This is a genomic window from Sphingomonas sp. Leaf339, assembly GCF_001426195.1.
Lineage (GTDB): Bacteria > Pseudomonadota > Alphaproteobacteria > Sphingomonadales > Sphingomonadaceae > Sphingomonas.
This window is the reverse complement of the sequence record NZ_LMRS01000034.1, coordinates 22131-35005: the sequence shown is the minus strand read 5'-3', so window position 1 is coordinate 35005 and position 12875 is coordinate 22131. Positions and strand designations below refer to the sequence as shown.

Sequence of the window (12875 nt, the reverse complement as noted above, 5' to 3'; positions counted from 1 at the left end):
GCTCGCAGTGACGGCTTCAGCCAGTCGGGGCGGGGCGTCCGAATGAAGGCGGTCGATCGGTGTGGGCGGCGCCGAAGGACGGGTCGGGCTTCGTTCCCATCGTGAAGCGCAGGCGCCCGCCCTTCACCAGATCGGCGTGGCTGATCCAGCTGCGCGTCCATGGTTTGCCGTTCCACTGCACCGACTGGATGTAGGGCGTATCGGCACGATTGCCGGGCGCCTCGACGATCAGCTTGCGGTCGCCGGGCAGCCGCACCGTCGCCCGTTCGAACAGGGGTGAGCCGAAGACATACACCGCCTCGACCGGATCAACGGGATAGAAGCCCAGCGCGGACAGGACGAACCATGCGCTCATCTGGCCGCAATCGTCGTTGCCGATCATGCCGTTGGGATCGTTCTTGTACATTTCGGTGCAGAGACGCCGGACCATCGCCTGCGTTTTCCACGGGGTGCCGACATAGGCGTAGAGATAGGCGGCGTGCTGATCCGGCTCGTTGCCGTGCGCATATTGGCCGACGAGGCCCGCGATGTCGGGCGGGGCGTTGTCGGGGAGGGTCGAGGGGGCGGTGAACAGCGCGTCGAGCTTCGCCTCGAACGCCTTGTCGCCGCCGAAATGAGCGATCTGGCCGTAAATGTCGTGCTGGTTTAGGAACGTCGCCTGCCAGCCATTCGCCTCGGTGTAATCGCGCCACCAGGGTTTGGGCATATGGCCAAGCTGGATCGGGTCGTACGGCGTCCACCAGCTGCCATCGGCGAAGCGTGGGCGAGCGAAGCCGATCGAGGCGTCCAGCACGTTGCGCCAGTTGCCCGACCGTTTCAGCAGGCGATCCGCGTCCGACGTTTTACCGGCGGTGCGAGCAAGGTGCGAGGATGCCCAGTCGTCATAGGCATATTCCTGGGTCCGGCTGACGCTTTCGAACCATTTGTCGGCGGGGACATAGCCCAGCTGGTCATACAGGTCGCGACCCTTGCTGTTGTCGAGATCGGGGGCGGTGACATCGAAGCTGCGTTTGGCGATCGCGGGCCACGCGGCGGCGTAGTCCGCCTCGATCCCCTTGGCCTGCGCCTCGGCGAGGACGGAGACACCGTGCCAACCGATCATCGTGCCGGTTTCGACCCCCTGCAACGGCCAGACCAGCGGGCCATAGGGGCTTTGCTGCGTCTGGCGGATCATGTCGGCGACTAGGCTCTTCACCCGGTCCGGCGCGACGATCGTCAGCAGGGGATGGAGCGCGCGATATGTGTCCCACAGCGAATAGGTAGAATAGGCGGCCTCGCCCTTGGGGACGGTGTGGACCTGCCGGTCGAGCCCGACATAACGGCCATCGACGTCAGAGAAGAGCGTCGGCGCCAGCATCGAATGATAGAGAGCAGAGGTCATGATCGTGCGCTGATCGGCGGTGCCGCCCTCGACCGCGATCGATCCCAGATGAGTCGCCCAGCGACCGCGAGCAGCGGCGAGCGTGCGGTCGAAGTTCCAGTCGCGTGCTTCGGCGGCGAGATTCGCGCGGGCGCCGGACACATCAACCGCGGAGATGCCACAGCGGATCACGATTGGAGCAGCACCGGCATCGTCATAGTGCAGCACGGCCTTCAGCCGATTGCCCTTGATGGCGGCGGTGCCGGCGGGTTGCTCGGTATCGCCGTCGCCGTAGAAGGTGATGCGATTAGGGCGGCGGGACAGCTGCATCGCGAAATGGATGTGCCGGCCCTTGGCCCAGCGATGTACGCGGCGACCACCGGTCAGCGTGCCGTCCGGATCGATCGCGAGTGAAGCGTCGGTAATCAGCGGTGCCTGATCCGACGTGTCGTGAATCAGGTGCGACAGATCTACCAGGATATGCCCGGCGCCGGTGGGGAAGGTGTAGCGGTGCCAGCCGGTCCGGTCCGTCACGGTCAGTTCGGCGCGAACGCCTGATTCCAGCGCGACGCGGTAGTATCCGGGTTCCGCATGTTCGGCGGAGAAACGCTGGCGGTATCCCTTGTCGGGGTCAGTACGCGGACCGGGCAGCAGCTGGACGGGGCCGGTCGTCGGCACCACCAGCACGTCGAGCATGTCGCCGATGCCGGTGCCGGACAGATGCGTGTGGCTGAACCCCATAATCGACGTGTCGGTGCGGTGAAAGCCGGAACAGGTATCCCACCGCTCGACATCGGTATCGGGGCCAAGCTGGACCATGCCGAATGGCAGCGTCGGGCCGGGATAGGTGTGGCCGTCGCCGCCGGTGCCGATGAACAGATTGGCCTTCGACTCGTCACGCTTCGCGGCGATGGCGGGCAATGGCAGCGCAGCGAAGGCCAGCGCGGACGTGGAGAGCAGGGTGCGGCGGGTGAGATCGGTCACAGCGGGGCCTTCAGCAATGCGGGGCGGGTAGCGGCGAGGTGGACGATCAGCTCGCCGAACAGCCCGTTCGCCCACGCGAACCATTCGCGGGTGAATTTGGCGGGGTCATCCTGGTCGAACGCCTCGTGCATGAAGCCCGTGCCGCCATCGGTATCGCGCAGGGTGCGCAGGCAGGCGAGAATCGTTGCATCGTCGGTGGCGGACAGCGCGCGGATGGTCAGCGACATCGGCCAGATCTGCCCGGCGCCGACATGGGGGCCGCCGATACCCTTCGCCTTGCTGCCGCGGAAGAACCATGGATTCGCCTCGCTCCACGCGGCGTCGCGGGTGCGTTGCCATAGCGGATTGGAGGGCGCGACGCAGCCGAGATAGGCGAGGCCGGATAGCGAGGGCACGTTGGCGTCGTCCATGAAGACGGCGTTCCCATAGCCATCGACCTCATAGGCCCAGACCTCACGACCGTCCTTGAGCCGCATCGTGCCCCATTGGCGTAAGGCCGCCTCTACCTCGGTGGCGAGCGCGGTGGCGTCGGTGGAGAGGGCCGCGTCCTGCCGGGCTTCGCTGGCGACGATAGCCAGTTCGCGCAGTGCGCTGACCGCGAACAGATTGGCGGGGATCAGGAAGGGGTAGAGGCAGGCGTCGTCGGAGGGGCGGAAGCCGGAATGGATCAGACCGACCGGGCGGGTCGGGTTGCCGTGGCCCCAGAGCAATGTCTCAGTCGGCTGTGGGGCGTTGCGGCGGAAGCTGTAGGGACCGGGGCCGTCCTTTCGCTGTTGTTCGCGAAAGGTGCGGATGCTGGCGCGGGCGGCTTGTGCCCAGGTGGCGTCGAACGGTCGCGGATCGCGCGTCGCCTGCCAGTAGCCGTGGGCCAGACGCATCGGATAACAGAGCGAATCGATCTCCCATTTTCGCTCAGCGACGCCGGGCTTCATGGTGGTTTCGTCCTCCAGCGCCCAGCCGAGGTTGGTCTTGGCGGTCGGGTCTTCCATGAAGGCGTTGGCGTACGGGTCGATCAGGATCGAGCGCGCCTGCCGGGCGATCAGGCCGCGGAACAGCTCACCCAGCTTCGGGTCGTCGCGGACCAGATGGAGGTAAGGCTTCACCTGCGCCGCCGAATCACGCAGCCACAGGCAGGGGATGTCGCCGGTGATGACGAACGCATCGGGCTGGCTGCCGATGGTGCTCATCTTCACCGTCGTATCGAGCGTGTTCGGATAGCAGTTGCCGAACATCCAGCGCAGTTTCGGGTCGGCGATCAGTTTCGACACGCGCACGATCTCGCGCTCTACGGCGGGGCTGGTGAAACGGCGGTCGCCGCGAGCGGGGCGCTTGTCGGGGAAAGCGGGCGCGGCAAAGGTCGGGGTGCCGGCGAGCGCCAGCCCCCCGGCCAGCAACGTGCGGCGGTCGATCGTCATTTGGGCAACTCCGTCGCGCTGCCGGTAATGGTCAAGTCGATCCACGCGCCAGGTGCATCGTCGGGCTGGCCGCCACCGACGAACAGCCGATACTGACCTGGGACCACCGAACGGGTGCCGTCTCGCGCAACGGTACTCATCGCGCGGGGGTCGAGCGTGAAAGCGACGCGGCTGCCCTTGCCGGGGGCAAGCGACAGGCGGCGGAACCCGACCAACTGGCGTTGCAGGACCGGAGTCGTCAGGCCGCTGGCGGCACCGGCGGGTGGCACGAGATAAACCTGCGCCACTTCATCACCGGCGCGCGCACCGATGTTCGTCACGTCCGCCTCGATGGTAAGGTTGGCGCCCGCCGCTACCGTCGCGGTCGGCTGGCGCGTGGCATAGCCGAACTTCGTGTAGCTAAGGCCGTGGCCGAAGCCCCAGAGTGGCTTCCCGGTGAAATAGCGATAGGTCCGTCCTTTCATGCCGTAATCGACGAAGGCGGGCAGGTCGCTGGTCTGCTTGTAGAACGTCACCGGCAGGCGGCCGGCGGGATTGTTGCGGCCGGCCAGCGTCTCGGCGATGGCGGTGCCGCCCGCTTCGCCCGGATACCAGGCGGTCAGGATCGCGTCGGCGGCTGCCGGATCGACCGCAACGGCGCTGCCGCTGGTCAGGACGATCATCAGCGGCTTGCCGGTCGCCTTCAATGCGGCGAGCAGATGCTGTTGCGGCAGTGGCAGGGCGATGTCGGTGCGGTCGCCGCCGACGAAGCCGGGGACGCTCACCGACAGCGCCTCGCCCTCCAGATCGGGCGACAGGCCGACGACGGCGACGATCGCATCGACACCCTCGGTCGCGGCCACCGCCTCTCGCAGCAGCGGTTCGGCGGGGGGCAGCCAGAGCAGGCGGATGCCCTCGTCCTCGCTATGGTGTTGCAGTTCCAGCGCGAACGGCACGGCGCGGCCGTCGCTGGCATAGGGGATTTCGATGCGGCCCTTCTTCACGTCGCCATCGGCGAGCGGCTTTCCGTCGATCGACACGCGCACCGCATCGTGGCGGGTGCAGTTCTTCCAGCAGGCCGGTACATCGACCACGAGGCGATAATCGCCGGGGCCGGGGGGAGCGAATTCTCCCGACCAGCGGACGCCGAACTGTGCGCCCAATTGCGGCAGCGGGCTGGCGCGGTTGTGATCGACGTCGATGCGACGTTCCTGCCGCGTTGCGACGGGGGTGCCGGATAGATCGGCGGCGGCGAAATATTCCGCCTTCAGCCCGGTCTTGCTATCGTTGCGGAACGCGGTTTCGGGGATGACGACGGCGGCGCCATCGGCGAGCAGCGATCCTTGCGCGTAGCGGACGTTCGCCGCGCCGAACTGCGTGCGGATGCCGTCGAGCGGGGTGACGGGGGCGATGGCGGTGCCGTGGTAATTGGCCTGCAACACGCCGAGATCGTCGGCATCTGCGCCGATCACCGCGATGCGCGCGCCGGACTTCAGTGGCAGGCGATCGGCGTCGTTCTTCAGCAGGACGATCGACTTGCGCGCCGCCTCCAGCGCCAGGGCGTGATGGGCGGGGGCGCCGAGGGCGGACGGCTTGATGCGTCGCCACGGGTTCGCCGCGCCGAATGCGATGCCCAGCGCGCGGCGGGCTTCGAGCGAGCGGGCAAGCGCGGTGTCGATCTCCGCCTCCGTCACCAGTCCGCGCGATACCGCCTGCGGCAGGGCGGCATAGGCGGTGCCGCAGTTCAGGTCGGTGCCGCCCTTGACCGCGGCCGCGGCGGCGGCGGCGGCATCGAGGCGGTAGTGGTGGAACAGGTGGATGTTGGCGATCGCGTCGCAGTCCGACACGGTGAAGCCGGTGAAGCCCCAATCTTTGCGGATGCGATCGATCATCAGTGGCGCGCTGGCACAGGCGGGGGTGCCGTGGATCGAGTTGTACGCGCACATCAGCGACTGCGCCCTGCCCTCGGTCACGGCGAGGCGGAAAGCGGGGAGGTAGGTGGCCTCCAGATCCTGCGGGCTGGGATCGACGTCGAAACTGTCGCGACCGGCCTCAGGGCCACTGTGCACGGCAAGGTGCTTCGGCGTGGCGATCACCTTGGGGTGCGCGGTGTCCGGCCCTTGGAGGCCGGTGACGAAGGCGACGCCCAGATGCCCGGTCAGATAGGGGTCTTCGCCATAGGTTTCCTGACCCCGGCCCCAGCGTGGATCGCGGAAGATGTTGATGTTGGGTGACCAGATCGTCAGCCCTTCGTAGATACGTCGGTCCGCATCGACGGGTTGCGCATTGAACTTCGCGCGCGCCTCGGTCGCGACGACGTCGCCGATGCGGTGGATCAGGTTGGTGTCCCAGGTCGCCGCCATCCCGATCGCCTGTGGAAAAACGGTGGCGTGGCCATTGCGGGCGAGACCGTGCAGCCCCTCGTTCCACCAATCATAGGCGGGCAGTTTCGCCTTGGGTTCGGCGGGCGCGGTGCTTTGCAGTTGGGCGGCCTTTTCCTCCACCGTCATCGTTGCGATCGCCGCGGCGATGGCCGGGTCTGCGGCTTGGGCGAGCAACAGCCAGATCATCGATGCGCCCCAAGCGAGCGGACGGTCAGCGCGCGCGCCAAGGCGGCGGGGGAGGCATCGGAAGCGATCGTCACGGTACGGCTTTCTCCGGGCAGCAGGTCAAAACCGTCGTCGGACGGTTGCGCGGCGGTATCGCCGAAATCGAGCATGATGGCACGGGCGAACGCCCCCGCCGTAACGGTCAGGTCATGGCCTTTCCACACCACCGCGATCTTCGGATCGGGATAGGCCATGGCTTTGGGCAGCACCCGCTCGACGATGGCGCGGCTGACGACGGCATCGCCGACGATCAGTTCGGCGACCGCATAGCTTCGTGCGGGGGCAGCGGTGCCGAAGAGCGTGGTATCGTCCAGCGTCACGATGTCGGTTGCCGATAAAGGTGAGAGCGTCACGTCGCCGGTGCGTTCACCCAATCGCCGACCGGCCATGTCGATAGCCCGCACCCGCCAGCGCGCGGGCGTCGGCGTGGTGGCATCAGAGACGAGTGCGATCCGCGTCTTGCCGTCGTGCCGCTCGGCGACGATCGCCTGCGGGGCGAAGAAGCGGCGGGTTTCGTACTGGAGCAACTTCCACCGGCCGTCATGATCGATGCTCGCCCATGAGATCGCGGGCCACACATCGTTCAACTGCCAGTAGAGCGACCCCATCGTCACCGGCCGGCAGGCGCGGTGGTGGAGCGCGGCCATGCCGATCGCCTGCGCCTGATTGACCTGACTGAGATAGACCAGATCGGCGAAGTCGCGTGGCTCGCCAAGGCGTTCGCGGATGTAGAACAACAGGCGCTCATTGCCCTCGCCGGCGAGGAAGCGCTGATGAGCTTTCATCACCGGACTGTCGGCGGCAAGCGGCCCTGGACCCGCGAAGCCGCGGATCGTGGATAGGTCCGGCATCGCCTGAAACCCGTATTCGGACATGAAGCGCGGGCAACTGTCGAGGTAGCGTTCGACCGGCTTCGATCCCGACCATACGTCCCAGAAATGGCGGTCGCCATCCTTGTCTGTGTCGGTCGGACCCTCGTAATCGGTCGAGGGTGAGCCGGGCCAATAGGGGACGCCGGGCGATTTCGCCATCACTGCGCCGCGCAGTACGCGGTCGAACAGTACAGCCATCCCGACGCCGATACGCTCCTGCTCGTCGGCGCCCACCGCCTTCTTGAATGCCTTGCGGTCAGCCCAGTTTTCCCAGCCCGACAATATCTCGTTGCCGCCGGCCCAGAGGACGATCGACGGGTGCGATTGCAGGCGCGCGACCTGTTCCTCCGCCTCGATCCGCACATTCTCGCGGAACGCGGCGTCGGGGGGCGTGACGGCGCCACCGAACATGAAGTCCTGCCACACCATCAGGCCCATCTCGTCGGCCATGTCATAAAAGGCGTCATCGAGATAATAGCCGCCGCCCCAGACGCGGATCATGTTCATGTGCGTATCGCGCGCGGCGGTCAGCAGCGGGCGCATTGCGGCGGGGGTGACGCGGGCGGGGAACATGTCAAACGGGATCAGGTTCGCGCCCTTGGCGAAGATGGGTGTGCCGTTGACGCGGAAGCCGAAACTGCCGCCCTGACGGATCAGTTCGACCGTGCGCAGGCCGATGCGCCGGTCGGCACTGTCCTCGACGGTGTTGTCGCTCAACAGCGAACCCGACACGCGATAGAGCGGCTGTTCGCCATAGCCGACCGGTTGCCATCGCTTCGGCTGCGCGACGGTCAGCGGCACGGTGACGCGGTTGTGTCCCGGTGCCAGCGCGACTTGGCGCAGCAACGGTGCGCCACCCTCCACCACGGCACGCACGGTGGTGGTGCCGGGTCGGTCGGCGACGATGTCGAACACCGCCGTCAGTCGCGCTTCGACATCGGTCAGCGCTTCTTGTTCGACGCGAAATTCGTCGATGCGGGCGTTGTCCCATGCTTCCAGCCGGATCGGACGCCATGGCCCGATGGCGAGGATGCGCGGACCCCAGTCCCAGCTGTAATGATATTTGGGTTTGCGAATGTAGGGCGAGGTCTGCTCGCCCTTCGGCTCATCACCGAAGGCGCTGTCATATTCGCCGGGTAGCGGGTTCTTTTCGGCCAGCACCATTGGTTGCAGCGTGCGGATCGGCGCGGCGAAGGTGATGGTGATGGTGTTGCGGCCGGGCTTCAGGAACGGCTTTGCATCCACCCGCCAGCGGCGATGCGCGTTGTTCGCGGTCAGGAGTGGATGGCCGTTGACGGTCACCTTGGCGAAGGTGTCGAGACCGTCGAACACCAGATCGAGATGATCGCGGGCCAACATCGCGGGTGTCAGGTTCAGGGTGCGGGCATATTCCCAGTCGGTCCGGCCGACCCACTGGATCGCGCCCTCATTGATGCCCTTGAATGGATCGGGGACGCGGGCAGCGGCGATCAGATCCTGCTGGACGCTGCCGGGGACGGCGGCGGGAAACCACTTCGCCTCGCCGGGGTGCGCCGTAGCAGCGGTCGTGTCGGTCGGTGCGATGCGGACCTGCCAGCCATCGTTCAGGGTGGTCACGCTGCGCGGCGCGGCGGCCGCCGGCGCGGCGGCGAACAGCAGCGGCAACGCAGTCGATGCCACCAGTCTCAACAGGAAGCTCGTGGTGTGGATACCGGCAGCGGATCGCCGCATCTTCATTCTCCGAGGTACGCGCCTTGACAGACAGTTCGCTGAGGCATGAGTGTAACCAATATAGGTCCATGCACAATAGTGAGCGCTGCTGCCGGCCAATCGCGCAATACGATCGCTGGTTGCCGATCGGACTTTGTTAGGACCAATCTATCCTGTGGCTGCCGTCGGTTGCCGCTCGCCATGGGTTCCGATACGCTGGTATCGACGATGAAGGCCGCGACCGCCTTCGGTTAAGGGGGCAGGATGGCATTTTCCGACGAGGTAGGGCGGTTCAGGGAGGGCAATCCTTCGCCGCTCTATCTGCAATTGCAGCAGCTGATCCGAGAGGCGATCGGTCGCGACATCCTGGCGCAGGGCGACGCGATCCCGGCCGAGCGCGATCTGGCGGTCGAATATGACGTGTCGCGCATCACGGTGCGCAAGGCGATCGGCGGGCTGGTCGAGGATGGGCTGCTGACGCGCCGCCGGGGCGCCGGCACGTTCGTGGCGGGGCGGGTAGAGAAGAGTTTTTCCAAACTGTCCTCTTTTTCCGAAGACATGGCGACGCGGGGCAAGACCGCGTCGAGCACCTGGATTTCACGGGCGGCGGGAACGGTGAATCCAGAGGAATCGATGGCGCTCGGCTTGTCGCCGGGAGCGCCGGTCTATCGCTTCCACCGAATCCGCTTCGCCGATGACGAGCCGATGGCGCTCGAGATGTCGACGATCGCGGGATATTGCCTGCCGTCGGTGCAGGCGGTGAAAGACTCGCTTTACGAGGCGTTGGGCCAGTCCGACTGTCGGCCGGTGCGTGCCCTGCAGCGTCTGCGCGCGGTGCCGTTCGTGTCCGAACATGCGCGGATGCTGGGGGTCGATGCGGGCCATGCCGGACTGCTGATTGAACGGCGCGGATTCCTGCGCGATGGCCGGGCGGCGGAGTTCACGCGGTCCTATTATCGCGGCGATGCGTATGATTTCGTTGCCGAGCTTTCTGATATCTGACGGCGTCTGCGCCACGAAATTGCCATTCGGAGTATTGCCATGAACCGTCGCGAAATGCTGGTCGGCGGCGTCAGCGTGGGTGCGCTGACGACGGCGGACCGGGCTTTGGCGCGCGCGCCGGCGACCATGGCCGCATCGGGACTGCCGATGCCCGCGCCGGTTCGTGATCTGCCCAAGGCGCTGCCGGTGGCCGATCCGGGCCGAACGCTGCTGGAGCGTGGATGGCTGTTCCATCTGGGCGACATTCCGATGCCGGTGCCGGTCGGGCATGAGGCTACCTATCTGCGCGCAAAGGCGGGCAACGCGGCAGGCGCGGCGGCGATGGCGTTCGACGATTCGGACTGGCAATCGGTTCGGCTGCCGCATGACTGGGTCGCGGAGCAGCCGTTCGTCGAGACGGCGAACCTGTCACAAGGGTATCGGCCGCGCGGGATCGGCTGGTATCGGCGGACGCTGCGGCTGGACACCGCCGATCGCGGCAAGACGCTGGAGCTGCATTTCGATGCGATCGCGACCAATGCGACGATCTGGATCAACGGCAGCATCGCGACGCACAACTGGTCGGGGTACAATAGCGTTTATGTCGATCTGACGCCGTTTGCGCGCTTCGGCGACGAAACCAACGTGATTGCCATTCGTGTCGATGCGGAGGCGATGGAGGGATGGTGGTACGAAGGCGGCGGCCTGTACCGGCATGTCTGGCTCGTGCGGCGGGCGCCGGTGGCGATCGCCACGGACGGCGTCCATTGCCACCCGCGCCGGGGCGCGGACGGCGGTTGGCAGGTGCCAGTGGCGGTGACGGTCGCCAGCATAGCGCGCGACCGAAGCGCGGCGTCGGTCGAGGTACAGTTGCTGGATGTCGACGGCCGACAGGTGGCGAGCGGACAGGCACCGGTCGAGGTCGCGCCGCTCGACCGGGCAGAAGCATCGGTGACGCTAGCGGTGAGCGCGCCCGCCCTGTGGTCGGTCGAGACGCCGACGCTCTACACCGTCGTCACGCGGCTGGTGCGGGACGGGGCGGCAGTGGACGAGCGGCGGATCGCGGTGGGGTTCCGCACCATCCGCTTCGATGCCGACAAGGGCTTCTTCCTGAATGACCGGCCGGTGAAGCTGAAGGGCGTGTGCCTGCATCAGGACCATGCCGGCGTCGGCGTGGCGGTGCCGGATGCGCTGATCCGCTGGCGGCTGGAACGATTGAAGGCGATGGGGTGCAACGCGATCCGCTGTTCGCACAATGCGCCGGCGGCCGAATTTCTGGACCTGTGCGACCGGATGGGTTTCCTGGTCATGGACGAGAACCGGTTGTTCAATCCGTCGCCCGATTACATGGCGCAGCTGGAATGGCTGGTGCGGCGTGACCGCAATCATCCCAGCGTCATCCTGTGGTCGGTATTCAACGAGGAACCTATGCAGGCGACCGAGGCCGGCGTTGAGATGGTGCGGCGGATGGCGGCGACGGTTCGCCGGCTGGACGATGAGCGCCCGGTGACGGCGGCGATGAACGGCGGTTTCTTCAATCCGCAGAACGTGTCGAGCGTGGTCGATGTGACCGGCTTCAATTACTATCAGGGCGATTACGACCGGTTCCACCAGATGTATCCGGACCGGCCGCTGACCAGTTCGGAAGATACCAGCGCGTTCGAGACGCGCGGCGCCTTTGCCAGCGATTTCAAAGGCCATGTCATCACTTCCTACGATACCGAGGCAGCGAGCTGGGGTGATACGCATCGCAAGACGTGGAAGAACATCATGGACCGGCCGTTCGTGGCGGGCGGGTTCGTGTGGACCGGCTTCGATTATCATGGCGAGCCGACGCCGCACGAATGGCCGACGATCGCCAGTTTCTTTGGAATCATGGACTTGTGCGGATTTCCCAAGACTGCGTTCAATATCCACCGCGCGCATTGGGTCGATGACCGCGCGGTTGTCGCCATCGCGCCACATTGGACATGGCCGGGGCGCGAAGGGCAGCCGATCAAGGTCTTCGTGACCAGCAATACCGAACGGGTGCGGTTGACGCTGAACGGCCGCGATCTGGGCGAGCAGGCAGTCGACCGGATCATGGGGAATGAGTGGACGGTTCCTTATGCCGACGGCCGGATCGAGGCGCACGCGTCGAGCGGGGGGCGTGTCGTCGCGAGCGCAGCGCAGGAAACGGCGGGGGTGCCGGTTGCCCTGCGGCTGACGCCGGCCCGCACGGTGATGGCGGGCGATGACGAGGATGTGCAGCCCATCACGATCGACGCCATCGATGCGCGTGGCCGGCACGTGCCAACCGCCAATCTGCCGACCCGCTTCACCGTAGCGGGTGGCACGATCATCGGTGTCGGCAATGGCGATCCGAATAGCCATGAGCCGGAGCAGGGCGGCGCCCGGTCGCTGTTCAACGGGCTGGCGCAGGTGATCGTGCGGGCCGGCAGCGGGCGTGGGCGGATCGTGGTGGAGGCCAGCGCTGCGGGGTTGAAGTCGGCGCGGCTGTCGATCGATCGGCTGGCGGTGCCGCCGCGGGTTCAGGTGCCGGCCACGGCGGCGGCGATGACGATCCGCGAGTGGCGCCGGTCGTCTCTGTATTCGACGCGCCCGTCGCCCGAGCTGGCGCCGGCGGATGGCGACAACAACAGTTGGGGTTTCGTGCGGGGCAACTCGCCGACACCGGCGGACAAGGGCGGCTGGCGCGTCTATCGTACGGTGGTGACGCCGTGGCGCCGGATCGCGGCGGACGGCGGCATGATCCGTCTGGCGGCCGTCAGCGGACAGGCGGAATTGTGGGTCGACGGCAAGCAGGTCGCAACGAAGACATCGGCGACGACCGGACCGATCGAAGCTGCGTTTCCAGCGGGTGCCGGGCCGCGTCGGATCGTGTTGCTGGTGAATGCAGCGGCGGGCGCAGCGTCCGGGATCGTCGGGCCGGTAGCACTGACGCTAAACTGATATCTGGGCGGCCCATTGCGGGCCGCCCAATCTG

General features: G+C 66.6%; 6 protein-coding genes. 2 read left to right on the top strand and 4 right to left on the bottom strand.

The genetic code is table 11. The annotated features are described in order from the left end of the window. Positions 1 to 16: 16 nt before the first annotated feature. The 4 genes from ASG67_RS12670 to ASG67_RS12655 are packed head-to-tail and all read right to left on the bottom strand — an operon-like array spanning position 17 to position 8929. Positions 17 to 2344, bottom strand: a complete 2328-nt coding sequence (locus tag ASG67_RS12670) for a GH92 family glycosyl hydrolase (protein WP_056530778.1) — start codon at positions 2342 to 2344, stop codon at positions 17 to 19. Next, complete coding sequence (locus ASG67_RS12665) at positions 2341 to 3759, bottom strand: glycoside hydrolase family 125 protein (protein WP_056530775.1); 1419 nt, start codon at positions 3757 to 3759, stop codon at positions 2341 to 2343. The genes ASG67_RS12670 and ASG67_RS12665 overlap by 4 nt, the downstream gene beginning before the upstream one ends. Continuing rightward, positions 3756 to 6308: a glycoside hydrolase family 3 C-terminal domain-containing protein gene (locus ASG67_RS12660; protein ID WP_056530772.1), complete on the bottom strand. Its 2553-nt coding sequence runs from the start codon at positions 6306 to 6308 to the stop codon at positions 3756 to 3758. Before ASG67_RS12660 ends, ASG67_RS12665 begins: the two co-directional genes overlap by 4 nt. Beyond that, a complete protein-coding gene (locus tag ASG67_RS12655) occupies positions 6305 to 8929 on the bottom strand; it encodes a beta-mannosidase (protein ID WP_082543546.1) in 2625 nt (874 codons plus the stop codon). Before ASG67_RS12655 ends, ASG67_RS12660 begins: the two co-directional genes overlap by 4 nt. A 243-nt stretch (positions 8930 to 9172) precedes the next feature. Here ASG67_RS12655 and ASG67_RS12650 point away from each other — a divergent pair, with 243 nt between their 5' ends. Together ASG67_RS12650 and galA are read left to right on the top strand one after the other, a co-directional pair. Next, positions 9173 to 9910 (top strand): GntR family transcriptional regulator, encoded by a 738-nt coding sequence (locus ASG67_RS12650; protein ID WP_056530769.1) that lies wholly within the window; start codon positions 9173 to 9175, stop codon positions 9908 to 9910. A gap of 39 nt (positions 9911 to 9949) precedes the next feature. Continuing rightward, a complete protein-coding gene (gene galA, locus ASG67_RS12645) occupies positions 9950 to 12841 on the top strand; it encodes a beta-galactosidase GalA (protein ID WP_056530765.1) in 2892 nt (963 codons plus the stop codon). Positions 12842 to 12875 lie beyond the last annotated feature (34 nt).